The 24,618-nt window shown below is 39.6% G+C and carries 26 protein-coding genes and 3 tRNA genes; 7 read left to right on the forward strand and 22 right to left on the reverse strand.

The window, feature by feature from the left end; translation table 11 throughout:
* Positions 1-43: 43 nt before the first annotated feature.
* From ABIL39_00360 to ABIL39_00415, 12 genes are all read right to left on the reverse strand, one after another.
* A complete protein-coding gene (locus ABIL39_00360) occupies positions 44-1,003 on the reverse strand; it encodes a D-cysteine desulfhydrase family protein (GenBank protein ID MEO0164577.1) in 960 nt (319 codons plus the stop codon).
* A complete protein-coding gene (locus ABIL39_00365) occupies positions 948-2,336 on the reverse strand; it encodes an HD domain-containing protein (protein ID MEO0164578.1) in 1,389 nt (462 codons plus the stop codon). The genes ABIL39_00360 and ABIL39_00365 overlap by 56 nt, the downstream gene beginning before the upstream one ends.
* A gap of 52 nt (positions 2,337-2,388) precedes the next feature.
* Positions 2,389-3,243, reverse strand: a complete 855-nt coding sequence (rfbD, locus tag ABIL39_00370) for a dTDP-4-dehydrorhamnose reductase (protein MEO0164579.1) — start codon at positions 3,241-3,243, stop codon at positions 2,389-2,391.
* 274 nt (positions 3,244-3,517) lie between these two features.
* Positions 3,518-4,129, reverse strand: coding sequence for an N-acetylmuramoyl-L-alanine amidase (locus ABIL39_00375; GenBank protein ID MEO0164580.1), 612 nt, complete (start codon positions 4,127-4,129; stop codon positions 3,518-3,520).
* Positions 4,126-5,019 (reverse strand): hypothetical protein, encoded by an 894-nt coding sequence (locus ABIL39_00380; protein MEO0164581.1) that lies wholly within the window; start codon positions 5,017-5,019, stop codon positions 4,126-4,128. Before ABIL39_00380 ends, ABIL39_00375 begins: the two co-directional genes overlap by 4 nt.
* Before the next feature lie 307 nt (positions 5,020-5,326).
* Positions 5,327-5,938, reverse strand: a complete 612-nt coding sequence (gene queC, locus ABIL39_00385; GenBank protein MEO0164582.1) for a 7-cyano-7-deazaguanine synthase QueC — start codon at positions 5,936-5,938, stop codon at positions 5,327-5,329.
* A gap of 3 nt (positions 5,939-5,941) precedes the next feature.
* Positions 5,942-7,285: a sigma-54 dependent transcriptional regulator gene (locus ABIL39_00390; GenBank protein MEO0164583.1), complete on the reverse strand. Its 1,344-nt coding sequence runs from the start codon at positions 7,283-7,285 to the stop codon at positions 5,942-5,944.
* Positions 7,286-7,287: 2 nt separating this feature from the next.
* Complete coding sequence (locus ABIL39_00395) at positions 7,288-8,445, reverse strand: HAMP domain-containing sensor histidine kinase (GenBank protein ID MEO0164584.1); 1,158 nt, start codon at positions 8,443-8,445, stop codon at positions 7,288-7,290.
* 23 nt (positions 8,446-8,468) lie between these two features.
* Complete coding sequence (locus ABIL39_00400) at positions 8,469-9,473, reverse strand: hypothetical protein (GenBank protein ID MEO0164585.1); 1,005 nt, start codon at positions 9,471-9,473, stop codon at positions 8,469-8,471.
* Positions 9,454-10,236 carry a hypothetical protein gene (locus tag ABIL39_00405; GenBank protein MEO0164586.1) on the reverse strand — a complete coding sequence of 261 codons (783 nt, stop codon included), beginning with the start codon at positions 10,234-10,236 and terminating at the stop codon, positions 9,454-9,456. The genes ABIL39_00400 and ABIL39_00405 overlap by 20 nt, the downstream gene beginning before the upstream one ends.
* A 115-nt stretch (positions 10,237-10,351) precedes the next feature.
* Positions 10,352-10,873: a hypothetical protein gene (locus ABIL39_00410; GenBank protein MEO0164587.1), complete on the reverse strand. Its 522-nt coding sequence runs from the start codon at positions 10,871-10,873 to the stop codon at positions 10,352-10,354.
* Between the two features lie 6 nt (positions 10,874-10,879).
* Positions 10,880-11,191, reverse strand: a complete 312-nt coding sequence (locus tag ABIL39_00415; protein ID MEO0164588.1) for an ArsR family transcriptional regulator — start codon at positions 11,189-11,191, stop codon at positions 10,880-10,882.
* A gap of 159 nt (positions 11,192-11,350) precedes the next feature.
* Here ABIL39_00415 and ABIL39_00420 point away from each other — a divergent pair, with 159 nt between their 5' ends.
* Together ABIL39_00420 and ABIL39_00425 are read left to right on the forward strand one after the other, a co-directional pair.
* Positions 11,351-11,914, forward strand: coding sequence for a DUF2284 domain-containing protein (locus ABIL39_00420; GenBank protein ID MEO0164589.1), 564 nt, complete (start codon positions 11,351-11,353; stop codon positions 11,912-11,914).
* A 134-nt stretch (positions 11,915-12,048) separates the two neighbouring features.
* Positions 12,049-12,780 (forward strand): hypothetical protein, encoded by a 732-nt coding sequence (locus ABIL39_00425; GenBank protein MEO0164590.1) that lies wholly within the window; start codon positions 12,049-12,051, stop codon positions 12,778-12,780.
* Positions 12,781-13,027: 247 nt separating this feature from the next.
* Here ABIL39_00425 and ABIL39_00430 read toward each other — a convergent pair whose 3' ends face one another.
* Positions 13,028-13,477 (reverse strand): DUF2703 domain-containing protein, encoded by a 450-nt coding sequence (locus tag ABIL39_00430; protein MEO0164591.1) that lies wholly within the window; start codon positions 13,475-13,477, stop codon positions 13,028-13,030.
* 93 nt (positions 13,478-13,570) lie between these two features.
* Complete coding sequence (gene queD, locus ABIL39_00435) at positions 13,571-13,927, reverse strand: 6-carboxytetrahydropterin synthase QueD (protein MEO0164592.1); 357 nt, start codon at positions 13,925-13,927, stop codon at positions 13,571-13,573.
* Between the two features lie 211 nt (positions 13,928-14,138).
* Between queD and ABIL39_00440 the strand changes: the two genes are divergently transcribed.
* Positions 14,139-16,079, forward strand: a complete 1,941-nt coding sequence (locus tag ABIL39_00440; GenBank protein ID MEO0164593.1) for a S9 family peptidase — start codon at positions 14,139-14,141, stop codon at positions 16,077-16,079.
* Between the two features lie 53 nt (positions 16,080-16,132).
* Here ABIL39_00440 and ABIL39_00445 read toward each other — a convergent pair whose 3' ends face one another.
* From ABIL39_00445 to ABIL39_00465, 5 genes are all read right to left on the reverse strand, one after another.
* Positions 16,133-16,654 carry a DUF4416 family protein gene (locus ABIL39_00445; protein MEO0164594.1) on the reverse strand — a complete coding sequence of 174 codons (522 nt, stop codon included), beginning with the start codon at positions 16,652-16,654 and terminating at the stop codon, positions 16,133-16,135.
* Positions 16,655-16,737: 83 nt separating this feature from the next.
* Positions 16,738-17,382, reverse strand: a complete 645-nt coding sequence (locus tag ABIL39_00450) for a hypothetical protein (protein ID MEO0164595.1) — start codon at positions 17,380-17,382, stop codon at positions 16,738-16,740.
* A complete protein-coding gene (gene scpB / locus ABIL39_00455; GenBank protein ID MEO0164596.1) occupies positions 17,382-17,990 on the reverse strand; it encodes an SMC-Scp complex subunit ScpB in 609 nt (202 codons plus the stop codon). The genes ABIL39_00450 and scpB overlap by 1 nt, the downstream gene beginning before the upstream one ends.
* A complete protein-coding gene (locus tag ABIL39_00460; GenBank protein MEO0164597.1) occupies positions 17,974-19,206 on the reverse strand; it encodes a glycosyltransferase family 4 protein in 1,233 nt (410 codons plus the stop codon). Before ABIL39_00460 ends, scpB begins: the two co-directional genes overlap by 17 nt.
* Positions 19,173-19,847: a glycosyltransferase family 2 protein gene (locus ABIL39_00465; GenBank protein MEO0164598.1), complete on the reverse strand. Its 675-nt coding sequence runs from the start codon at positions 19,845-19,847 to the stop codon at positions 19,173-19,175. Before ABIL39_00465 ends, ABIL39_00460 begins: the two co-directional genes overlap by 34 nt.
* Positions 19,848-19,976: 129 nt before the next feature.
* Between ABIL39_00465 and ABIL39_00470 the strand changes: the two genes are divergently transcribed.
* The 4 genes from ABIL39_00470 (at position 19,977) to ABIL39_00485 (ending at position 21,232) form a co-directional block, all read left to right on the forward strand.
* Positions 19,977-20,921 carry a GNAT family N-acetyltransferase gene (locus ABIL39_00470; GenBank protein MEO0164599.1) on the forward strand — a complete coding sequence of 315 codons (945 nt, stop codon included), beginning with the start codon at positions 19,977-19,979 and terminating at the stop codon, positions 20,919-20,921.
* Between the two features lie 83 nt (positions 20,922-21,004).
* A tRNA-Arg gene (locus ABIL39_00475) sits at positions 21,005-21,078 on the forward strand.
* Positions 21,079-21,081: 3 nt separating this feature from the next.
* Positions 21,082-21,154, forward strand: a tRNA-Lys gene (locus ABIL39_00480).
* 6 nt (positions 21,155-21,160) lie between these two features.
* Positions 21,161-21,232 (forward strand) — tRNA-His (locus ABIL39_00485).
* A 69-nt stretch (positions 21,233-21,301) separates the two neighbouring features.
* Here ABIL39_00485 and speY read toward each other — a convergent pair.
* From speY to ABIL39_00500, 3 genes are read right to left on the reverse strand one after another with little or no spacing between them, the layout of a single operon-like run.
* Entirely contained in the window at positions 21,302-22,465 is a 1,164-nt protein-coding gene (gene speY / locus ABIL39_00490; GenBank protein MEO0164600.1) for a deoxyhypusine synthase, read from the reverse strand.
* An 8-nt stretch (positions 22,466-22,473) separates the two neighbouring features.
* The gene (locus ABIL39_00495) at positions 22,474-23,601 is read right to left on the reverse strand and encodes a type III PLP-dependent enzyme (GenBank protein ID MEO0164601.1); all 1,128 of its coding nucleotides are present in this window, start codon (positions 23,599-23,601) and stop codon (positions 22,474-22,476) included.
* 12 nt (positions 23,602-23,613) lie between these two features.
* Positions 23,614-24,486, reverse strand: a complete 873-nt coding sequence (locus ABIL39_00500; protein ID MEO0164602.1) for a DUF2330 domain-containing protein — start codon at positions 24,484-24,486, stop codon at positions 23,614-23,616.
* Positions 24,487-24,618 lie beyond the last annotated feature (132 nt).

A 24,618-nucleotide genomic window follows, 5' to 3' on the forward strand; every position in this document is an offset into this window, starting at 1 on the left:
AAGCGCCTGCTATATGAATATATTAATCAAAATTCCCGAGAAGTCAAGGGTTAACAAACTCCCGGGCGTAGGCGAAGATGCTAAAGATACCACCGGTATGGATGAAAAGAACCTTTTTGTACTTTCTTTTTGTTAAATCCTCAAGCATACCGTAAAATGCCTTCCCGGTATAAACTGGCTCCAGAATTATCCCTTTTTTTGCAATATTTTTGATTGTTGCAATAGCCTCCGGATAAGGAATTCCATAGCCCGCACCCACATAACCGTCAATGAGCGTAATATCTGAAACCTGCACATCTATTTTAAAATTAAATTTCTCAATTGCACTATTACAGATCTCCAGAATTCGCTGGGTAAAGTATTCAACGGTATCACAAATTATCACTCCATTTAACGTGATATCAAGTTTTAATAGTTTTTTGCCCAATAACAACCCCGAATAGGTTCCTCCGGAACCTACTGCACAATAGAGGGCGTCGATCTTTTCCCGTTTAATGAAATCTGCCATCTCACGCATGCATTCAATATAACCCAGGGCACCGATGCCATTAGAACCACCTTCTGGGATGATGTAAGGTTTTCTCCCCCTTAGCGTGCGGGCATATTCCTGCATTATTTTATCCCGATTTTTGTATTCCTCAGGAGTAATAAATCTTATCTTGGCACCGAGCAGTTCATCCAGCAGTAGATTACCGGTGTACTCGGGCTTGTCTTTCGTCCGCAAAAACAGATGACAATCATAGCCAAACATCTTACAGAAGGCAGCTGTGGTCCGACAGTGATTGGACTGAACTGCTCCGCAGGTAATGATTGTATCACACTTTTGATTACGGGCATCCGCAATTAAATATTCAAGTTTTCGGACTTTATTACCGGAGACTAGAAGTCCATTCAGATCATCGCGCTTTAGGTAGATTTTGGTTTTTCTATGCACCCCCTTTAACTCCTCAATGGGTGTGGGGTGGGTTATTTTGATTGGTTTGAGTTGTTTTATTTTTCTCATAAATCTCCTTGGCTATCGTTAAACCTTCTTCTTTAGTTTTGATCTTCCCTTCAAGTTGTAAATCCAGCAGTTCTTGAAGAATGATTTTGAATATCGGTCCGGGCTTCAGACCGATTGCAATCAAATCATAACCATTTACAAGCCTCTCTACTTTCGGTTTTGCCTCATCAGCCCTTTTCAATTCAATCATCCGTATAAATATCTTTTCCAGATGCCGGGTCCTCCCGCCGGTAGCATAACCATCAGCCCAGGCAAGCATCATCGCCCCAAAATAATCCTCCCCCAAATCCCGGAAAAATCTTCTTATCGCCCGATCGGTCAATTCTTGATTAGCTGCAAGAAGATGAGGACGCATGTGTTCTTTCACCAATTTCTTCATTACTTGGACATCGTTGCGTGATAATTTCAGACGCTTATAACCGATAACCTCCACAATTCTTGCACCTTTTGTATCATGACCATAAAAATGGACATCCCCTTCTTTGATCAAGAACGTATCCGGTTTGGCGACATCATGAAATAATCCGGCAATCTTAAGCAGTGCTTTCCTTTTATCAAGCGCAAAATAATTCGAAAATTCCGGCTCCAAATTTTTAAAAAATCCTTTCTCCATTAAAATCTCAAGGGCACGATAGGTATTCAGGGAATGCCCCCAAAGCAATTGATCTTCTATTATCTTTCCAGCTTCAGGAAAGAGCTGTTGAAATAATCCCATCTCATTCATTTTTAAAATCATTTCGTATGAATGGTCTGCCGAAGTTATCCGGATGAATTCATAGCCAATCCTTTCTGCGGCAATATCCTGAAGGCTGATATTTTGTGCCAATAGGTAGAAGGTCTCATCAATTTTAAAATTCAATTCCAGGGCAAAACGGAATGCCCTGAGTATCCGCAATGGATCTTCCTGTAAAGAACTTTTCGTGGTAGGGCGGATTATCCGGTTTCTTAAGTCCTTCAAACCCCCGGCAGGATCAAGTAATTCCAGGTTATCTAAATCAACTGCCAAGGCATTGATGGTAAAATCACGCCTGTTCAAATCGTTAATTATATCATCCTTGAATCCGATGAAGTCATAGATAATGCCGTCTTTTACCACCCGGGCTTCATCGTCCTCGGCGCTTAGCAACACAAAGGCGCCTTTTATCGTCTTAGCCACCCTACGGGCAAAATTAATGCCGGAACCACTGACCGCAAAATCATAATCCTTCGGTTTTATGCCCAAGAACAAATCGCGAATCGTCCCTCCGACCAGATAAAGCTTTTGTCGCCGCCTTAATGCCACTATCATCTGGATAGATGAATTTTTTCTTATCTCTTCTATTAACTGGGTCATCAGTATATTTTATCTAACACTTCGGTCGTGTCAATGCGAGTGCCAGATCTTCTTAGATGCTATTCCTGTTAATCATTTTTATAAACTCGGCCAAGGCATCTTGCCATGGAGGCATTCTTTTGCCAAACAAAAATTCATAATTTCTTGAACCCAGCGGGGCGAAACGAGGTCGTGGTGCAGGAAGATCAAGCTCTTCGGTTTTTACCGGAATCAATTCAGTGCTGAAATGCATTAATTCTTTTGCCCGCAACAAAAAATCAAGCCAGGTCCCGTATTCGCTATTTACAATATGATAGGTCCCGTAATTTTCGGATTTTATAATCTCGAAAATTGCCTCTGCGAGATCTTCGACATAGGTAAAAGAACCGATCTGATCGCAGATCACATTTATTGAATGAGGTTTATCCTTTTGTAGAAGAAATTTTGATGCAAAAGTCTTGGAATTTTTTCCGAATATCCAAGCCGTGCGCACAATGTAATACCGAGTGTGTACTTCTTTTATGTACTGCTCACCAAAATACTTCGTCCTTCCGTAGATACTGATCGGATTGGGCTGGTCATATTCATAGTAAGGACTTTCTCCCTTACCATCAAATACAAAATTGGTACTGGTATAAAGCAACTTTGCATCAATTTTGCGGGCGATCAAAGCTATACCTAAGGTCGCAAGTGTGTTTACCCTCAGCGCCATTTCCGGTTCTCTTTCACAAAGGTCTACATCACTAATTGCCGCAAAATGGCAGACTACATCGGGATGATAACTTAAAATAGCCTCTTTCAACCGTTTGAAGTCGGTAATATCTAACTGAGGAATATCGATACCTAAATAATTTACTCGTTGACATTTAAGGATTTCCTGGAATGCTAGACCCAGGCAACCCTGGGCACCAGTGATAAAGACCTTCATGCTTCTGATTATAACGGATTTTCTTAAGGCGTCAAGGATCCAATTTTCTGAATCCTCTTCACATTTTTATAAAATGTTTTATTTAGTGACAATAAAACCTATGGGCAAGATTGGTAAGGGCATCCAATAATTTCAGTGTCGGACAAGGTTTTGATTGATGCTCTCTCGTAGGGCAAGGCTTTCGCATTGCATAAATAAAAAATGCCAGCCTGAAATAGTCGGGTGGTTACCGATAAAATGGTAGGCGCAGGCTTTAGCCTGCGTATAAATGTCTTTAAAAACCAGGGTATTTCGCTTTAAGCTGATACCACTGTCCATTAGGGAATGTATCATGTGTTACAAATGCACATTCTGCATAACAGGCTGGCCCCGGAAACTGCGTTAGTTCATATAACCCCCTCCTTTTTAATCCACGATTAGAAGCGTGTGGGAAACCTGAAATATAATTAAACATATGAGTATGAACATAATGGGCAAGTGTGGAATCAGCATACCAGTATGTTTCCGTTCCATGCGCCGCTCTACTTTCGTGGCCATTATTATGAATATTTATCAAAATATCCGCAGTGTCACACTGGCCAGTATATGGATTTTCTATCTCCCCCTTAGCCATCTTCACCCTTTTCTTCAATGACAATTTAGTAGAGGGAGTCAAATCGTTAATCCTTGTCATAGAAACACTAAATCCTAACGTCCACACTAAATCTTCTTCGCACACCTGCGCAATGTAAAGATTAAAGTCCTTCTCATAGGGACCGCTTGCACCATATCTTGGATTTTCTGTTCCCGGGTCCTTTCCACCGTGGCCTGGGTTTAGACATATCTGAACCCGGCCGGCCACGAGAAAATGATAGAAAAGAGATAGTAAGAAAAAAAGACGCCTCATTTTCTCTCCTTTTTCTTAAGTTTTAAGACAACAACCTCTTTTTCTCCACCACCTGTGATGGCATCGGGCATTTCTTTAAATCTCTCCACAACGATAGTTTGACCATCAGGAAGCCATTTAACTAAAATTTCAGGTTGTGGGGTATGGGTTAGTTGTGTTTTTCCACTGCCATCCCGATTGATTACATAAACATCAGACTCTAGCGGTGAACATTCGCCGTGTCCTGATGCTTTTTGGGCAATGACATACACCAACATCTCGCCATTAGGAGACCATGAGTAATTCATTGGTTCAAAGAAGAGAAATTGGTCTAAGACAGTTATCTTTTTAGTTTTGGCATCATAAATTTTTATTATCCAATCTCCATTCTCAGAATAGTCTTCACCCGCCAAGCAGTCACCGGTGGGAGACCATTCCTCATAACTTGCCATGGGCAGAGAGTCTATATGGTTAGCCTCAACATCGTATATCCATCTCCCGCCATCTTGATACACCTGTCGACCATGATAAAGTTCTTTGCAGGGAACCATCCTCTCAAATGCCAAGAATTTACCACTTGGTGACCACTTTAACTCATAGGCTATGCCATCTACGATCTTCTTTTCGGTTTTTCTCTTTATGTCCATAACCCATATCCCCATAACCTTGCCTCCTGGTTTTTCTGTGCGTGCTTCAGCAATAAATGCACTATCCAACGAGTAACAACTATGTAGTGACTTACCATACCAGTAATCAGGGAATCCCAGGTTCGTTACCTCCTCTAAGATAGAATCAGGCGGAGGCTCTATTCTTTCCACCATCAGGTCTTCTGCCCTTACCCCTTTTAGGAAATCCTCATCTGCAAAAAGGGGCAAGAGACTTATTATGGCTATGATTATTATGTGTCTCATTGTTCCTCCTTTGCCCGGCACTGCCGAGCAGATAAAATTATAGTAGGTAGGTAGGTAGGTAGTGGCAAATTGCAGCTACTGAAAGCATAATTTATTATATATAACAGAAGATTTTTGTCAAGAAAAAAGTGTGCAGTCAAAATTTTCTGGATTTATGCGGCTCTGTGAAACTTCGCCCTTTGAAATTGCAGTAAATTTTTGTAGTATATTTTCAAAAGTTTTTAGAGGACGTGTAATTGTATGGATAGCTTCAAGGTTTAAGTGTAAAAATAATGGATATGGGTATACTTTAATTTAGAATAATCTTTTAATACTTTTTTATTGCATCTTTTAGTTTCAAACACGAGGGGCACTTGCCACACATTTTTCTGCCACCGAGATAACAGGAATAAATATGCTGCATTGGTGCATTATATTTTAAGCCGAGTTTATAAATCTCTCTTTTTGTATAATTTGCTACATAACTTACTACCTTCACTTTATTTAGCGTACTGAATTGCAAGGTTTTGTTTATTGCATTGATAAAATCTTTTGTATTATCCGGAAATTCCCTTGCCTCTTCAAGATTGAATCCGGTGACAATCAAATCCGCATTGTAGTATTCAGCAAAGCAGGCTGCAATATTTATAAATAAGGCGTTGCGGTTGGGAACCCAGATGTCTTTTAAGTTAGTTGGTGATCGGTAATCAGTAATTAAAGAACATTTTTTGAATTCTTTGAAGAAGGGTAGTTTGATTATTTTATGTTTGATTTTCAAGGCGCGGCAGATTCTACTTGAGGCTAAAATTTCCATCCCTGCGGCACGCTGTCCATAATCAATCGTCAAGGCAAATAACGGCCTTGTCTTTTTAGCCGCAATTGCCGCACTCACGGTTGAATCCAATCCGCCGGATAAAAGAATAATACTCTTAGGCTTCATATTCTATTCCTTTATCTTGTATTTCTTGATTTTATACCTCAAAACCCGCTCTGAAATGCCCAGTTCTTCAGCGGCGCGGGTTTGATTATTATTATGTTTTTTTAATGCCATTTCAATCATTTCTCTTTCAATTTTTTCCACGGTTTCGTTCAATTTTCCTGTTCCTAAATTATATACTTTTTGCGTAATTAAATATTCAGGCAGGTCATCTGTGGTAATCAACTCACCCCGTGCAAAGACAATCGCCCGTTCAATGATATTTTCCAGTTCCCGGATATTGCCCGGAAAATTATATCTTGTAATCGTCTTCAATGCCTCATCACTTATCCCTTTAATCTTTTTATTTTCCCGCGCGGAATAGACTTTTATAAAATTGTCAATGAGCAATGGGATATCTTCTTTACGCTCCCGCAATGGTGGGATATGTATTCTTATCACATTGAGCCGATAATATAAATCATCGCGGAATCTTCCCACCGCTACTTCTTCTTCAATATTTTTGTTCGTCGCACAAATGGTTCTAATATCTACTGGTATTTCTTCGTTAGACCCAAGACGGGTAATCTTCTTCTCCTGAAGCACCCGGAGCAATTTTACCTGCACGGTCTGTGGGAGTTCGCCAATCTCATCAAGAAATATCGTTCCACCAGAGGCAAATTCAAATTTTCCAATTCTTCTTTTGTCTGCACCAGTAAAAGCACCACGCTCGTGCCCGAATAATTCTGCCTCAATCAGGGTTTCAGGTAATGCGGCAAGATGTGCCACCACAAAGTTTTTGTCCTTTCTTTTTGATAAGTTGTGAATAGCACCTGCAACTAATTCCTTACCGGTTCCGCTCTCCCCGGTGATCAGAACACTGGCATCACTCTGAGCCGCCCGATAAACAAGGGACATCACCTTTTCCATTTTTTCTGATTTATAGATAATCCGGTCCGATTGATATTTTATCCTCAACTGTCTTTTTAATTCTTCATTTTCTCTCTTTAGATTGAGTGTATCAGTCGCCTTCTGAATCGTTATGAGCAATTCATCAGGGTCAACCGGTTTGTTAAGATAATGGAATGCCCCCATTTTCATTGCCTTTACTGCATCCTGCACATTGGCATAGGCGGTAATCATTATCACGGGAACAATGGGACTTATCTCTTTTAACTTTTCAATCACCTCAATTCCGCTCATATCCGGCAGACGCTGGTCAAGCAGAACAATATCAAAATCTTCATTGGTGAATAATTCTATTGCTCTTTTGCCGTCCTCTGCCTCGCTTACTATGTATCCTTCTTTTTCCAAAATTCTTTTCAAAAGTGCTCGCTGTGCCTGTTCATCTTCAACCAATAACAACTTCATATCTAACCTTCTTTTAGACTAACTACAAACTTCGTTCCGTTATCAGAATATACTTCTATATTGCCGGAATGAGCGGTGATTATCTTTTTCACCAGATACAAACCAAGACCGGTCTGCCCTTTTTTAGAATAAAATGGTTCAAATATGCGGTTGATATCGTTTTTATCAACCCCTGCTCCATCATCAATGATTTCTATTAAGATCTTATTTCCCTTCTTAAAGCTGCTCACCATTATATTCTTTGCCTTTGCTTCTATGCTATTTCTTATCAGATTGACCAGGGCAGTGGTCAGAAGCACCGAATCACCGGTGATAATAAGATTTGGCTTTACACTCTGATTGACATTGACACCTTCGGGTATGATTCCTTTACAAATAGAGAGTGCTTCATTCATCAAGTCTTGGACTTCTATCTTTTCTTTTTTTATTTCAGCCCGACTCAACAATTTCAAAGAATCCATCACTGCCTTCATTCTTTCAATCTCGGCATTCAAGATTTTTGCTTCGTCACCGCTGAGTGCGCGGGCAAGAAGCGATAGGGTATGGAGTGAATTCCTGAATTCATGGCTGAATCCTGTAGCAAGGGCATTTATCTCTCGCAAATTGGCAACTTCCTTTTCTTTTGCAGTTTTATATTTTTCAAGTTGCATTACACCGACCGAAAGAATCAAAGTGCTGACCGCAAAAATTCCAATAATAGAAATGATAAGAAAAGAATTTGTAAATCGAATATTTTCCAGGGGTCTCAATGCAAAACCAGCAACAAAATATTTATCAAAGAGCTTTCGTTCAATCTGAAAAATATTGCCCGCAGGGGTCTTTATCACATATCTACCTTCTCCTCTAATCGGTAGATAGTCCTCATATAGAGTGCTGAATATCACGGGCTTTTTATCTTCATCCAGCACTGCAAAATACAGAAGGTCTGAAGTTTCAACTATCCGATCAAAGATTTCATTTATCTTGATATTACTAATTCCTTTATCGCTATTCTTTGATTCATACAAATAGTGCTCCACAAGACTGGTAAGTAGAAAAAAGGTATTTTCTGATGACTGCTCAAAGGTTTGGGTAAGATGGGTATTGTTCAAGTAAACAGAAAAAAAGCCCGCACCACAAGTAATGAATATAACCAATATGATAAACAAATTCTTCTTCACAACAGAATTATACCCTGTTCAAATCAGAATGTCAACCGGATGTTCAGTAATACACTATTTTTGGTATAATCAAAATCATTAATAGAAGAATAGTTATTAACGGATTCAATCCCAACAGATAATGCGATATTTCTTTCAATAATCTTTGTGTAATTGATACTTATTACAAATCCATTATCAGCCCTTGTCTGGTCATATGCCGGGAAGAAATCTTTTTTGTATAACATAAAAGAACCTGAAATTCTTGTATCTGCCCAAAGGCGATGCATGGCAATCTGTATTTCTTGCGTCTGATGAAGATTCTCATACTCAAAGAATGGGTCATCAGCATATTCCAATGCTATTGGAGATAAATGCTCTGCTTCTCCTGTGCGGTCATATTTCAAATAGGCACTCAATGAAAAATCACCAGTTAAGGGGAAAGAAAAATCAAAAACTAATGAATATAAAAATAACAGATTCTGGTTGATATACCGCATTCCCATTGCCCCATAGGGTGTGAAGAAGAAATAAGGCAGCGGAAACCTGATTCCTGTGCCCAATCTAACTTCAGTGTAGTCAATGATTGAATCCGAAAGAAAATATCGGTATCTGAATTTTATATCTGGAGCAAATAGGTATCGGTCTTTTATGTAATAGTTTAGTGAATCAGATAAACCAAAATCAAATAACTGATAAATTTTGAAAGAAACCGGAAAGAAACTGTAAATCTTTCCTGCAATAATATTCTTATTGCCAATTCCTTCAAAATCAATGGTCTTTTCTATTCTTAGATAATTTTCAATGATAAGATTCTCCGGGGTTAAGTTTATCAGCGAGAATGCACCGTCGTAATGAAAGCCCAAGTGATCTTTGAAATCATAAATAGGAGTGAGACTGAAAACAATACCCGGTTCTTTCAGACTGAGCATATTGATATTATCGGTAGCAGATATATTAAATGACAGCGCCCCTGCACCATAAACAACAAAAGGGAGGAGCAGAAATACTCCTCCCCTTGTGCATGACCTACTTATTCTTTCGGCCATGTTCTTTATTATGCTCACCACAGCAAGATTCTTTACCGGTCCGGTGCTGTTCACATTCACCCTTGCCGCACCATTCAGGGAAGCCTTCGCGGTTTCTCAATTGTATCTCTTGCCTTGTCCTTAAGTTTCTCATTTCGCGGGCGATTATCATCTTCTGTCCGTCAACATCTGCTTCGGAACCGCGCAGTTCAATCTCATCGCCGATTCTTAAACGATTCTGGAGATACCATTCTGGTGCAAACCTCAACTGGATTGTCTCGCCATTCTGTAACTTTGCCTGGGCAACCATCATATTTGTCTCTTTTTCAGCATATAGTTCCTCAATCTTGCATTTGATCGATTTCTCGGTAGCAGGATTATAAAAATGGTTGCGTAGTCTAACCCTTTCTCTTATCCACAGAGGTTCACCGTTCTCGTCCCTTATCCGATAGCGAACATTATTCCTGACCATCTCCTGCACCATAAATTGATTCTGCTCTTTGTACTTGCCCTTAAGAACTACTTCATCACCCGGATTCAAATCCGTATCAAACATCCAGACAGGACCGAGATGGGCATTCACCATCTCCTGGTTCTGAACCTGTTTCTCGTCACCCTGATTTTTTAATCGCACCTGAATCCTGAGCATATAGGTATTGGTCTCAGGGTCTTTTACTTCCTCACTCTTAACAACCTCGCCGGTTATCTCGGTCGTTTCTGCGGCAAAAAGTGCCCCGCATAAACCGAGTAAGAGCAAGCTGATTAGAAAGATCTGCCTTTTCATTTTGCCTCCTTTCACACCCTTATAATATGCAAATCCCGTGCCTGATAAAGTGATGAAATTTCGTGCGGTTTTCTCTCAATAATTCGTCAATTATGTCAATTCGACAAAATTGTCGTTAAAGCCCATTAAGGCGGTAACCGAGATGTGCGCCGATGAGGGTCACCGCAAATCCCACTAAAATAATAATGAAACTTTTTCGCCACAATTTTAACAGATATTTCGCATTTCCCCAGCGGAACTTATTTTTTTCTTTTTCAGGTACCCCCTGGGTAATGGGTGAATCCGCGGAAGTAAAGGCAAAAATAGTATCGTGCAAGAATATAACTGCACCATAAAACATTATTAAAATTCCAATAATTATAATTATATACCCGGTTATTGAATAAAATATCTTTTGGCTATCACCAGTTTTCACAACAGGCAGGATATCAGATATTGTTAAGTATAAACAAAAAATGATTAATCCACCAACCCCTATAACCCATACTACAAGGCGAATCTTGCTAATACTGATATATTGCCACAGAGACTTCTTTTCTTTTTCTCTAAATTTCAAAAAATTTGCCAGGTCAAACAATGCAAAGAGCCCAATCGCACCTGCAATCACCCCAAAAATTTCACTTAGGTTATTTTCCATACAAATTTAATATTCTCTGGATCTTATCCTCTTAACCATTTCTTCAAGGTCTGCCATCACCAAAAGAATCGCATCTTCCTTGATCCAATAAATCCTTTCTCTGAACTTAACATCATACCTGACCAGATCTAACTGGCGTAGCGATTTCAAAACATGAGATACTGTGGAAATATGTAATCCCAAAATTTCACCAAGTTCTATCGGTGTTTTCGCACCCTTCTTAAGAATATGTAGTATTTCATAGGCAGTAGGATTAGCCAGAACCCTGCAAATTCTTGAGGCCCTGTATCTTATTTCTGGAATTTTCTTTTTTCGCACGACCTATTATATCCAATTTTCACACTTGGTCAATTGACCAAATGTGAAAATGAAAACGAATTGTAAAGAATAATGATGAAATGTTGCTTGCACATATTGACATAGTTCTGGATTTACATAATATTGAAAATAGAGGTTAGCGTCAAAAGGAGAAAAAAAATGGTAGATATGATAGGAAAGATTACTAAAAAAATTAAAGATAAAGAAAAATATGTTTTAACAGCGAATAAGCTTGGTATTCCCAATGCAAAATTGATTGATACCAAGACCATTGTCGTTGCCAACTGGGTGAGACTGAAGTGTCAGTATGGATGCAGTGGCTATAATAAATATCTCACCTGCCCGCCATTTTCACCAACACCAGAATATATGAAAAAGGTGATAAGTGAATACAAAACTGCATTGCTCTTGCAGATTGAAAAGATTCCACCGGAAAAAGAAGACCAAATTTGGCAGAGATTCAAGCGCATAATTGTAAAATTAGAAAGAGAGATATTTCTTGATGGCTATTACAAAGCCTTTGGATTATCCACGGGTCCCTGCCATTTCTGTAAAAAATGTGATGTGACAAAGCGGTGCGTAAATCCTGATTTTGCCCGACCTTCAATGGAAGCCTGCGGAATAGATGTCTATCAAACCGTCCGCAACAACGGCTGGAAACTTGAGGTTGTCAAAACACGAAAATCTTTTTGCTCTTATGTAGGATTGATATTGATTGAATGAAAATTTGGCTTGACTTTATTGCTCACTAAAATATAATTACTAAGTATTATGGCACCGAAAGAGAAAAACCTTGAACAGGCAATTTTGTTGGAAAAAGAAAAAAAATGAAACAATATGAAGCAGTGATAAAGGTTATGGAAGAAAATGGCGGCTATGCGACGCTTGGGTTGCTCTACAATGAGGTACTTAAAGTTCCAAATGTCGTTTGGGGCACAAAGACACCGTTTGCAAGCATAAGAAGAATAGTTCAGGACAAAAGATTTTTCTTCAAAATCAAACCTGGGTTGTGGGCATTAAAAAGTTATAAAGAAAAACTCCCCGATGATGTACTGTCCTTAATCGATGAAGGCGAAGAAGATAAGCAGAAGAGGAAGTATGTTCATTCTTATTATCAAGGGTTGGTTGTGGAAATCGGCAACTTAAAAAATTTTTTGACTTATGTTCCACCTCAGGATCAAAATAAGAAATTTTTGAATAGAAATCTTGGGGATATTATAAGGCTTAAGACAATATTAGAATTTACTTATAACTCTATTTTAGAAAGAGTACAATCAATTGATGTATGGTGGTTTAATGAACGGAAATTCCCTGCTGAGGTATTTGAAATAGAAAACATTGGAGACTTCAGGAATGCACTAATTAAATTCCTTGAGTTGCAAGATTTCAATGTTAAAATGACAGTAATAGCTCCGTCAGTCCGCAGGAGAGAATTTCTTAATAAATTAAACTTCACTGGTTTTGTACCGATTAAAGGGCGTGTCACCTTTATGAGTTACGAAGATATCTCAAGATGGCATTCAAAATTGAGTGAATTAATTCTCACTGAGAGAATGATAACAACGGAGAGAAAAGCAAAAATGGAATGATGGACGTTTGGTTTTCGGTATCTTATTAAAGAAATGAAGATGCTCAGGATGTCCCATTCGGATTTTTTGTTTGTTTTACAAAATGAGACATCTCAGATAATAATTTATCTATGCGGTCCGTCCTTCAAACCAAACATTGAAAAGTTTATTACCCAGTAATATAAGGGACAGATAAGAATTACTGAATTGTAGTTTTTTCAAAGTTCTGGTATTCCGGTAATTACCAGAATTGCTTAAAAAAGAAATATCATCTCTCCCCACAGCAATTGTCTTCATTTAACATCCGCCCAGCAGCGATTAAGCCTGCCTTGACGATAATCTCTGAAGGGATTGTCTCATACTGCTGTTCATCAACTTCAAGCGTCCGGCATTCCACAGGACCACATACATCACAGCAAGGACTCTTACCTGTCTTTCCTGCAATAAGATCTTCAAGCGGGATGCCGTTAAATAATATCCTATTTGACCGCAACGGATCTTTCTCAAATTCTGATTTTGAGAGTGAATCCTTTTCAAGCAAAACTTCAATCCCCATCGGTTTCAATGACTTCCGGAGGATTTTAACTGCCTTCTGTAATTCTTTCTCTGTCTCTCCACAGCGCGGGCAGGTTTTACCATCACTTAACAGCCTTTCCCATCTAATGGTCAGCTGATTCTTCTTTGCTGAACCACAACATCCGTATTCACTTCTGCTCATAAACCTCCTTTATCATTGCTGTTAATCACGCATCCTAAATCAAATCTTTTGCAAGGCTAAAGCCTTGCTCTACAATTTTTTAGAAATTTGGTTTTATTCCATATATGTCACTGAATTTTCCATTCCTTCCCAGACCGTAACTGATTTTATTTTTTTTATTTTCTTTTTCATTTCTTGATAAATATATACTGCAATCCATTCTGCTGTAGCATTATGCTTTCTGAAGAACGCCAGATTGTTCAGATTCTTATGGTCAAGTTTTGCTAAAATATTTTTTAATGTCTTTTTCACCCTTCTAAAATCAATCGCCATTCCAAGTTTATCCAGCTTCCCAACCCCAACCCTGACCTCTATTCTGTAAGTATGCCCATGCACACCTGCACAATCACCCTTATAACCTTTAACCCGATGCGCTGCGGAAAAATTCCCTTGAACCGATATCTCAAACATACTTTTATATTATCCATAAAATATAAAAGAAATCAAGATTCAACAGATTAAGATATTTTTACGCAGGCTAAAGCCTGCGCCTACCATTTTACTGTTTATTACACAGCCTCTAAAGGTTTGTCTTACTTACTTTAAGAATCCAATGGCGCCAATCTCCAAATTGGGGTAAAAATTTGTATTGACCAGGAAGGTATTATAACTATAATTCTTTATGGTAAAAATAAGAGAGTTCATTATCTTAAATTTTATCATACTTGCATTTTTATTAGCAGGTGAAGTTAATAAATACAAAAAAGGAAATCTTGTCATTGAAAACATCCCGGAAATACCAACAAGTTTGATTAAAAAACTAAATTCATATCAGGATGTCCGCTATGCCTATTTTCTTGACTGGCTACCTGATGACAAAGGAATCTTAATCGCCACCCGATTTGCAGATGTCAATCAAATCCACCGGGTTGAATTTCCTGGCGGGATGCGCCGTCAGTTAACATTCTTTGATGAACCGGTGGGAGGCGGTGATGTCTGTCCTGATTATAAGGTTCCATATTTCTTATTCAGCAAGGATTCTGCAGGGAATGAAGTGGACCAGATTTATAAATATAATTATCTAACCGGTGAATACGAAATTCTTACGGATGGGAAATCGAAATATGGTGATTACCTGTGGTCAAGGAAGGGCGATAGATTTGCCTTTACCAGCACAAAAAGGAATAACAAAGATTTTGATATCTATCTTGGGGATTTGAGTGGAGAAAAGAATCAGAAATTGATATTGAAAGTCGATGGTAACTGGGCACCTCTTGACTGGTCATTTGATGATGCAAAATTATTGCTCTATAAATATATCTCCGCGAATGAATCCCGCCTCTTTGTTTTTTATATAAAATCAGGAAATCTTACTGAAATCAATCCAATAGATAAAAAAGTCGCTTACGGCAGGGCAAAATGGGCAAAAGGTGATAAAGGAATTTTCTATATCTCGGATGAATTCGGAGAATTCAATCAACTCATTTATTATGACATAACAAGCGGGGCAAAAGAAATCTTAACCAAAAGCATTCCCTGGGATATTATTACCTTTGATCTATCCCCCAATGGCGACACCATCGCCTTTGTTAGCAATGAAAATGGAATCGGAAAATTATATATCCTTGAAATTCCCACAAGAAAAATCAGTCTAATCAATCTACCCATAGGCTGGATCGGAGGAATAAAATACAAACCCGACGGCAAAAGTCTGGCATTGACTTTAATTACCTATCGGGCGCCGAGTGATGTCTATACCCTTGAGTTTAAAAACAAAAAACTGATACGCTGGACATATTCTGAGATTGCCGGTCTTGATACAACCCGCTTTGTTGCACCGGAGTTGATTTTTTACGAAACATTTGATAGTGTTGATGGCAAACCAAGAATGATTCCGACATTTGTATACAAACCAAAAAAATCAGGACCCCATCCGGTGATAATTGATTTGCATGGTGGACCTTCTGGACAATATATCCCCGTATTTTCTCCGATGACTCAGTATTATGTGAATGAACTCGGTTGTGCAGTTATCTGCCCGAACTTTCGTGGATCAAGTGGCTATGGCAAAACATTTTTAACCCTTGATGATGGCTATAAACGCGAAGATGCAGTAAAGGATATCGGCAAATTGCTTGAATGGATTAAAAAACACCCTGAATTTGATTCGAAACGGATTGCAGTAATCGGCGGCTCTTATGGTGGTTATATGGTCCTTGCCTCCATGGTGCATTATTCTGATTATCTTAAATGCGGGATAGACTTCTGTGGTATAAGCAATTTCGTCACATTTTTGAAGAATACTGCAGATTATCGCAAAGATATCAGAAGGACTGAATACGGAGATGAGCGTGACCCGAAGATGCAGGAATTTTTATTAAGCATCTCGCCGCTCACCAACAGCCATAAGATAAAAAAACCGCTATTTGTTGTCCAGGGACTTAATGACCCGAGGGTGCCGGTGGGTGAGGCAAGACAGATTGTTGAAGCAGTGAGAAAGAATAATGTTGATGTCTGGTTCTTACTCGCCGAGGATGAAGGACACGGCTTCAGCAAAAAACCAAATCGCGATTATTATCAACAGGCAGTGGTATTGTTTCTGGAAAAGTATTTGTTGAAGTAAGTCTATCTAAAAATCCGCGGTTTCGCAGGAACTCTATAGTTTAAAAAGATTATTTAATGAGTTCTTTTCAGCACCATCCGGCATTCGTCAAAGAATTTTAGTGCCATTTCTTCCCGATAATCTGGGTAAGTCCATTCCAGCGGACGAAATTGATGGTTTTTGTAAATAAGGGTGACTTCTGCATATATCCCTTTACCAAGATAGATTCTATGCGAATAATTTTTCGTTGAGGCAAGAATGATATTGCTCAATGAAATCAAGCCCGGGTCAATATTTATCTTCCTGCCGCCCTTCTCATTCAGGAATTTATTTTCAATCTCATTTGACTTATGCTTCAACTCAATCAACAAATCCGGGTAAATTGATTTTTCAAATAATACCCATTGTCTTAGGAGATTTTCACCCATCTCTTTGTTGTAGTATGTAGTGTGAATGAAGGGAATAACTTCCGATTTTTTAATCACCCTGCCGAGTAACTCGTTGAAATACTCCAGTGCTAAATCAACGTTGAAATCTTTTACAAAAATCAAGCCCGCAAAGGCAAGGACTTTATTGGGGTCACGAATCTCTGCCATTGTTTTTTTTCTAAATCCTCCTGTATCCCCCTTTAAAAAGGGGACTTGATTAAATTTTGTAACATCCTTCTGAATATAACATATTAAGTCTTTCCACTGCACACCTTTACGCAAATACCACAGATATACTGCCCTATACCCGGCATCTTGGAAAATTCTTTCAATTTTGCCAGACACTTGTTTAAATCTACACCTTCTTCACCAATCGCACCCGCAGGACAGGCAATTATACATTTTTTGCAGGAACCGCAGTCACCGGTGATTTTTTTATCCGGTTCAAATTCAAAGTCGGTAAGAACAGAAATATACCTGACCCTCGCCCCATATTCTGGATGCACAACGAGTCCACTCCGGCCTATATACCCGAGTCCGCATTCAACGGCTAGAAGTTTATGGGAAATATGACCTTTCTGATTTTCCCAGTCCACGGTCTGGGATGCCGGAATTGCAATCGCCTTCCCCCCTTTTTCTTCTATGAACTGCACCAAATGATACGCGGTCTGATCTAAAAGCCAGTTCACAGTTTTATAATGTTGTTTATAGATCAAAGTCGGGCGGTCTTCAATCGTCTTTAAAACTTCATCCGAGATTGAATAACCAAACACAATCACCCGTGGGTATTGATACTTTATTTCAAGCATCTCAACATCCTCAGGAATATTACCAAAACCCACGATTTTAACCCCGAATTTTTTTAGAAATTCTTTAATTTCTTGTTTTATCGACATTAATCAGTGAGGTCTTTGAATTCTTCTTCTATTGCTTTGTCAAGATTCTCCTGCTTTTCCTCCACAACTGGTTCCTGAGCAGATTGAAAACTCGGTGGGGTTTCAATCGCCGGTTCGGCAAAATCCTCCTCCCTGGGTAGTTCACTCAAGTCCTTGATCCCGAAATGGCGTAAGAATTCATCGGTCGTCACATATTTTATCGGCCTTCCCGGTGTAGGTAATCTTCCCGCTACCTTAATCAACTTCTTTTCAAGTAAACTCTCAAGGATGTAAGAGCAATCCACGCCCCGGGTTTTCTCTATCTCCGCTCGTGTAATCGGCTGGTGATAGGCAATGATTGCCAGGGTTTCCAGGGCGGCTTTGGATAATTTCTCTTTTTTCTGTTTCAACTTTCCCACATAATCCGCATACTCGGGAAGGGTATAGATCTGGTAGCCACCCGCTACTTCTTTTATCTCAAATGCCCGTCCGCTTTGACGATATTCCTCATTTAAAACCTCGAGATTCTTTTTCACCTCCTCTTCCGAACAATTAATAATCTGCGCCATTCGCGCCAAACTAAGTGGAGTATCGGTGGCAATCAAAAGAGCTTCAATGATTTGCTTCATAGAGTTCAATCAATTTATCCACTATTTTATCCCAATTAAATCTTTCGTCAATAACTTTTTTTGCATTATCACCAAGTCTCTTCCGAAGTGCTTCATCATGAACAAGTCTCTTTATCGCCTCGGCAAGTTCTTTTGGGTCATTATCCTTCACAAGCAGACCGTTATACCCATTTATCACCACATCGGTTATTCCCCCTACATTGGAGGCAATCACGGGTTTTGAATAACTCATCGCCTCAATCATTACTACCCCAAGGCCTTCAGTGTCACCGTGTTTATCATATATCGCAGGGAGAACAAAGAAACTGCAAGTCCGATAATAATTGTGTAAATCTTCCTTAGAGACCCAGCCGGTAAATTTAATTCTGCGACCTAATCCATAATCCAAACTCATCTTTTCCCATTTTCTCCTTTCTGGACCATCACCCACAATTATGATATCATGGGGTATCTCTTCATGAATCATCCTGAAAGCTTCAATCAAAACATGAACGCCCTTCCTCTCTACATGTCGACCAACAAAGAGAATGAAATTCTCATCGCTGATTGCCCCACCCAAAAAATCAACGGTAATACTGAAGGGAATGAGGTGAATATCTTTCTTTACAATGCCGCGCAACTCCGTGGCGGTATGGTTTGATATCGCAGTAATCACATCGGCACGGTTTATTAACCACGAGAATGGCTTCACAAAAAATGGAAATCTCTTTTTCAACCAGCGGATTTCAAGACCGTAGAATGTCGCAAATACACGACAGCGAGAGACCGCTTTTGCTACCACTCCAAATAAAATATGGGGAAAGGGCCAGTGGATATGAACAATATCAAATTTTTTTGCACGAACCAATTTTACAATTGCGATTGTTCCAAATATGACATAAAGAAAACTCAACAATATATTAAATCCGCCCTTGCTGAATCTATCCACTGCAGTCTCTTCATGGGTCAATCGTTCATATTTTTTGAAAAAATATCTAAATCTGTAAACAGACATTCCATTCCACAATTGGTTTTTTAATCCTTTGTAAGATGAGGTAAAAACCGATACCACTATCCCCTTCCTCCACAATCGTTCAATCAATTCAATCATCCAGGGAGTTATGACATCACCTTTATACCGAGGGAATGCAGTAGCAACAAATAAAACCTGCGTTTGGTAGATTCTACAGCGTTTTTTTGAACTTATCGCTTGATTTTCCATTTCACAATATTCCATATCGCCTGGATGCCATCTTTCACACCGATTTTTTTACCTGCAGTTCGGCCATGATAGGAAATAGGAACTTCAAAGATTTTAATGCCCTTCCTCAGCAATTTACAGGTTATCTCGGGTTCAATCTCAAATCGTGAGGAAACAAGATTCAAACTCAGCATCAATCTCCTATCAATCATTTTATAACAGGTCTCCATATCGGTAACATGCCCTTTAAATAACAAATTGGTTAATAAGGTCAACACCCGATTAGCAAAATAACTCTTCTTTAAAAATTTACCTTTACCCAGAATCCGCGAACCATAGACAACTTTTGTCTTACCAAGAATAATCGGTTCTAAAAGTTTTGGATAATCGCCAGGAGAATATTCCAAATCCGCATCCTGGATTATCACCACATCCCCTGTAGCATACTTCAAACCGGTCCTGATTGCTGCACCCTTCCCTAAATTTTTGTCATGGAAAAGAACTTTCGCATCGGTAATCTTCTTTAAATAATCCCTTGTTCCGTCCGTGGAGGAGTCATCAACGATTATAATCTCTTTTTTTATGTTAACCGCCTTTACCGCATTTATCAATTTTTCAATATTATCCAGTTCGTTATATACGGGAATGATTATTGAAAGCGTCAAATCATGCACCACTTTTAGATTATAGCAAAAAATATGCAGATGTCAATTATAAAAACCCCAAAGCGAGTCACCAAAAAGCTAACTTATAAAAAGTTCCTTTCAGTGCTGTTGACTTTAAGCGGTATTTGGGTAAAATTCCATATGGAAGTTATCAAACTCACCGAAAAAGATCATCATCACTGGGAAGAATTTGTAAAAAAGGCAAACAACGGAACAATCTTTCATACCCTGAAATTCTTAAGTTACCATCCGCCAGAAAGGTTCAAAAGTCATCATCTCTTGATAAAGGAAAAAGAAAAAATCATTGCTCTTTTTCCAGCCGTTATTGAAGATAAAACTATCATCTCCCATAAAGGTGCCTCCTACGGCGGGTTTGTTTTGAAATCGGGATTAGGAATCCATGAGATCTACCTGGCAGTAGGGCATCTTTTAGAATTTTTAAAAAAAGAAGGCATTAAAAAAATTCTACTCACCCAGACACCGCTCGTTTATTATCGTGAACCGAATCAATACATTGACTTTGCATTAATGAAGCATGGGTTTATCTACCGGAAACGGGAAATAACTTCCGTCATATCGCTTGATAGTGCCGAACCATTATTCACATTCCATCCCGATGCCCGGCGGTCGACAAAAAAAGCCGTAAGAGAAGGTGTGCTGGTTAAAATCTCGGATGACCTTGCTCAGTATTATGGCATATTAAAAAACAATCTCAGCATGCGTCACAATGTTTCACCAACTCATACCCTCCAAGAGTTGTTGAAATTAAAAAACATGTTTCCCAACGAGATCATCCTTTTTGGTGCTTATCTTAAAGAAAGAATGATCGGTGGAATGGTAATTTTTGTGACCAATCCCCAAGTAATCCTTGCTTTTTATATCAGCCATGATAATAATTATCAAGCATATCGACCAGTGAATTTGTTATTTTACGAAGTCATAAAATGGGCCCGGCTCAAGGGTTTCAAATATTTTGATTTAGGCACATTCACGCTAAATATGGAACCCAACTGGGGACTTGCTAGGTTCAAAGAGAACTTCAACGCCCGAGGATTTTTAAGGGATACATATGAAAGAGAATTATAGAACAAATCATTTACTCCCCGAAAAAGAAATCCATTATAACGCTCAATTGACTAAAAGCAAAAATTGGATATAATAATTCCATAGCGCCTGTAGCTCAACAGGATAGAGCAACGGATTTCTAATCCGTAGGTTGGGTGTTCGATTCACCCCAGGCGCGTGGGCCTCGCTAGCTCAATTGGCAGAGCAGCGGATTCTTAATCCGCGGGTTGCAGGTTCGAGTCCTGCGCGGGGTATCAGCGGTGGGTATAGCTCAATGGTAGAGCACTGGACTGTGGCTCCAGGTGTTGCGGGTTCAAGTCCCGTTACCCACCTTGATCGAGAAATTAAGAATTTTACTCTAAAGACTTGTAGTAACGAATTATCACCTATCAACCAACAGCTCACTTATGGTGCGCATAGTATTCACGTATCAAATTTTGCACATACTCCTGCCGCTTGAAATATAACCGCTTTATTTTTCTTTTTTTATGTTTTGCCAAAGCATAATGGGCAAGGATGGGTAGGGCAACCGTCGCATCCAGATAACATACGACCGCATCGGGTAATCGGGTAGGATCCACCTTTCCCCAAGAAACAGCCTCATGGGGTGTAGCACCCGATAAACCACCGGTATCCGGACGGGCATCAGTAATCTGGAAGAAGTAATCATGACCCACTTCTTTAATACGTAAAACTTCCTGAATCTGAGGTTCGGTTTGTAACAGGAAATTTTTGGGACTACCACCACCGATCAAAAGGGCGGCGGACTTACCTCCCTGCCTTTTCGCGGCCAGAACGATCGCCGTCGACTCATTAACATCGATTGAAGGATTGATCCGGAGTTTGCCACCGACGATCTCTCTTTCGGCGATATTCATACCCAAGGTGGAATCACCGGGTGAGCTGGTAAAGAGAGGAATCCCCAGTCGATAAGCACAGGCAAGGACTGAAACATCTTTATTTCCGGTCTTCTCTTCCCATTCCGCAGCGTATTTGCCCAAGAGATAATGAAATTCAGCGGTTCCCATTTCTTTCTGGAATTCGGGCTGTTTTAATATCTTCCGGAGAATTTCATCGGTCGCCATCAAACAATCGCTATAGCCTAATAAGATATCATAAATCCGAACCACATCGTTCTTTCGCAAGTCTGCGTCATCTACCAGCGGGGTTCCGACATGTAAAGGAAAGTTAAAAGCAAAATGTAAATCATGGTATAAATTGGCGCCGGTGGAAACGACCCAATCGATAAATCCTGCCTTCATCATGGGAATGATCACCGCCTTTCCCAGACCAGCAGGAATAAGTGCGCCTGCTAAACTCATTCCCACGGTCACATCAGGTTCCAGCATCTTTTCCACAAAAAGGCGGCAACCTTCACGCAAACGTGCTGAATTATAAGCCAGAAAGACTTTTTCGATGATATCTTCAAGTTTCTCTTTCCCGGTCAAGGCAGGCGGAAAGATTCGCGGACCGGATAAGTACCGCTTCTTGTGCGGATAATGTTTCTTTTTTAGCCAATCCGGAGTTTCATCTAAATCTTTTTTCACATGATGCATTCTTTTCATTATTCCTCCTATGGGATGATTACCACCTTTGCCGGTGGCAGACCATTGAAATTGGTGGCGGTTGCCCAGGAATAGGCACCGATATTTTCTACATACACGATATCGCCAATATCCAGTTCGGGAAGTTCTTCACTCGTGGAGATAATATCAAAAGAATCACAGGTCGGACCAGCAAGGGTGGTTATTTGCGTAACACCTTTTTTTAAGACCTTGTATTGATACTTACAGTGGTCATAGACAATGCCTGAAAGTGAGCCGTAGACCCCATCATCGAGATAATACCAGTGTTTGTTGTTTCTGATTGATTTACCGATGACCCTCATCACCAATATCCCAGCTGGCCCACACAACACTCTTCCAGGTTCAGCGATGATTTGGATATTATCTGGGAACAAGCGATTAAGTTCTTTATTTATGCTCCCAGCAGTCTGGGCAAAAAGATCTTTTTCATAGTCGAAATGTTTGATTGGAAAACCTCCTCCAATGTCAAGTATTTCCAGGGGAATCTTTTTTAACTGTGCATCTTTAAAGATAATTGAGGCAATCTCCAGGGCATCGAGATAATTTTCAATGTGGGTATTCTGGGAACCGACATGGAAGCTGACCCCTACGGGCTTTAATCCGAGGCGGATTGCCTTTATCAAAAATGGAATCGCATCGGGTGGTTCTGCCCCAAATTTCAATGACAATTCCACCATTGAACCAACATTGGGTACTTTGATCCGAACCAGCACTTTAGCCCCCGGCGCATAGCGGGCGATCTTATTCAATTCGTATTCATTATCAAATGTCATCAGATCAATCTTATTGGCGGCGGCAAATTTCAGTGCCTCGGGGGTTTTAACCGTGTTGGCAAAGATCATCCGTTCTGGTGTAACACCCATATCAAGCAGTGTCTTCATTTCTTGGATTGATGCCACATCAAAACCGATGCCGGCATCGGCAAAGGTTTGAAGGATAAATGGATGGGAATTGGATTTCACCGCATAGAACGGTTTCACACGTGGTAAGAGCGTCTGAAAGCGCTTTAATTGGTTAAGTAATTTGCTCTTACTTATTAAAAAAAGCGGGGTATTGTGCTTACGCACCAAGTTTTGAATAATTTTTTTTATGTTATTGGTTGATTTTACTTTCACTTTACTCCTTTTCTATTGAGCAATTAAATCTTGGTCAAAAGAATCCAGTTCTCCCTCAATCTTCCAGATTCTCAATTTCATCTCTGAAAAATCTTTCAAGATTTTATAGATCTCTGCATCTATATTTCGTAAATCTTCTTTAGAAATAGTTATCGGTTCGTGGGCGAGGATTATTCTCTTAATGGATATTCCGGAAAATCGGGAGAGGAGGCGGGGGGTAAGAATAATGAGTTCCACCGTGGTATATCCTGACGCGAGGCGTGTTATCTTTAATGGATAAAAAAGTCTCTCAGTAGAAAATCGATATTGAATTGGCTCAAGGGTATTTTCTTCCTGGTTGAGATTAATGATATCAAAAACAAACCAGACGAAGCCATTGTGAATATAGTCCTCAATCAAATCTTTGTGGGCATCGCTGATTATCTCTCCTTCAAACCCAAGGGACTCAATGTATTTCTTCACCCATTCTACAAAACCACTAATCTCTTTGAGATGGACAACCGAAATATCATGGGCACCAATTTTTTCGTGAAATGTTATCTCAGCGGGTGGCGGAATTGTTCCTTCAGATAATCTACCACCATTCTTTTTCTTACTGAGATAAATTCTTTGATTTATAAGATTCGTTACCCGGCGGAAGGTTTCGATATCACCCCTCTTTACCTCAGGTTCTGAAGGCAAAGGGAGGATTTCCAGAACCATCGTGGAATCCGAAGCCTTCAAATCCGTCGATAACAAAAGAATTTCTTCTATTCCATTCCAGGCAATGATTGCCCTTTGATTGGGTTCAAAGATTGTGACATTGGGATTGAATGGAATCAACCCGCGGTCAGCGAAAATCATTGAGATCAAAAGCATTTCTGTTAGCAAAAAATTTTTGAACATAAGTCGATTATAACAATTATTATAAAAAAATCAATAGGAATGTTCCCTGAGTACTCCTCACTTTTAATCTTCGGTTGGGCATAACTTTTTGAAACAAAAAAGCCACGGGTATTTGGATAAATCCAGCTTATC

The sequence above is a fragment of the candidate division WOR-3 bacterium genome (assembly GCA_039802205.1).
In the GTDB taxonomy this organism is placed as follows: Bacteria; Hydrothermota; Tepidihabitantia; order SM23-42; family JAOAFX01; genus JAOAFX01.

Bases quoted from the DNA above. Each gene is read 5' to 3' on its own strand.
- queC (MEO0164582.1), bottom strand. From the start codon at position 5,938: ATGAAGCCTAAGAGTATTATTCTTTTATCCGGCGGATTGGATTCAACC.
- ABIL39_00405 (MEO0164586.1), bottom strand. From the start codon at position 10,236: ATGAAAAGGCAGATCTTTCTAATCAGCTTGCTCTTACTCGGTTTATGC.
- ABIL39_00420 (MEO0164589.1), top strand. From the start codon at position 11,351: ATGGTAGATATGATAGGAAAGATTACTAAAAAAATTAAAGATAAAGAA.
- queD (MEO0164592.1), bottom strand. From the start codon at position 13,927: ATGTTTGAGATATCGGTTCAAGGGAATTTTTCCGCAGCGCATCGGGTT.
- rfbD (MEO0164579.1), bottom strand. From the start codon at position 3,243: ATGAAGGTCTTTATCACTGGTGCCCAGGGTTGCCTGGGTCTAGCATTC.
- ABIL39_00430 (MEO0164591.1), bottom strand. From the start codon at position 13,477: ATGAGCAGAAGTGAATACGGATGTTGTGGTTCAGCAAAGAAGAATCAG.
- ABIL39_00390 (MEO0164583.1), bottom strand. From the start codon at position 7,285: ATGAAGTTGTTATTGGTTGAAGATGAACAGGCACAGCGAGCACTTTTG.
- ABIL39_00450 (MEO0164595.1), bottom strand. From the start codon at position 17,382: ATGTCGATAAAACAAGAAATTAAAGAATTTCTAAAAAAATTCGGGGTT.
- ABIL39_00380 (MEO0164581.1), bottom strand. From the start codon at position 5,019: ATGAGACACATAATAATCATAGCCATAATAAGTCTCTTGCCCCTTTTT.
- scpB (MEO0164596.1), bottom strand. From the start codon at position 17,990: ATGAAGCAAATCATTGAAGCTCTTTTGATTGCCACCGATACTCCACTT.
- ABIL39_00445 (MEO0164594.1), bottom strand. From the start codon at position 16,654: ATGGCAGAGATTCGTGACCCCAATAAAGTCCTTGCCTTTGCGGGCTTG.
- ABIL39_00410 (MEO0164587.1), bottom strand. From the start codon at position 10,873: ATGGAAAATAACCTAAGTGAAATTTTTGGGGTGATTGCAGGTGCGATT.
- speY (MEO0164600.1), bottom strand. From the start codon at position 22,465: ATGAAAAGAATGCATCATGTGAAAAAAGATTTAGATGAAACTCCGGAT.
- ABIL39_00365 (MEO0164578.1), bottom strand. From the start codon at position 2,336: ATGACCCAGTTAATAGAAGAGATAAGAAAAAATTCATCTATCCAGATG.
- ABIL39_00440 (MEO0164593.1), top strand. From the start codon at position 14,139: ATGGTAAAAATAAGAGAGTTCATTATCTTAAATTTTATCATACTTGCA.
- ABIL39_00400 (MEO0164585.1), bottom strand. From the start codon at position 9,473: ATGGCCGAAAGAATAAGTAGGTCATGCACAAGGGGAGGAGTATTTCTG.
- ABIL39_00360 (MEO0164577.1), bottom strand. From the start codon at position 1,003: ATGAGAAAAATAAAACAACTCAAACCAATCAAAATAACCCACCCCACA.
- ABIL39_00375 (MEO0164580.1), bottom strand. From the start codon at position 4,129: ATGAGGCGTCTTTTTTTCTTACTATCTCTTTTCTATCATTTTCTCGTG.
- ABIL39_00470 (MEO0164599.1), top strand. From the start codon at position 19,977: ATGGAAGTTATCAAACTCACCGAAAAAGATCATCATCACTGGGAAGAA.
- ABIL39_00425 (MEO0164590.1), top strand. From the start codon at position 12,049: ATGGAAGAAAATGGCGGCTATGCGACGCTTGGGTTGCTCTACAATGAG.
- ABIL39_00460 (MEO0164597.1), bottom strand. From the start codon at position 19,206: ATGGAATATTGTGAAATGGAAAATCAAGCGATAAGTTCAAAAAAACGC.
- ABIL39_00500 (MEO0164602.1), bottom strand. From the start codon at position 24,486: ATGTTCAAAAATTTTTTGCTAACAGAAATGCTTTTGATCTCAATGATT.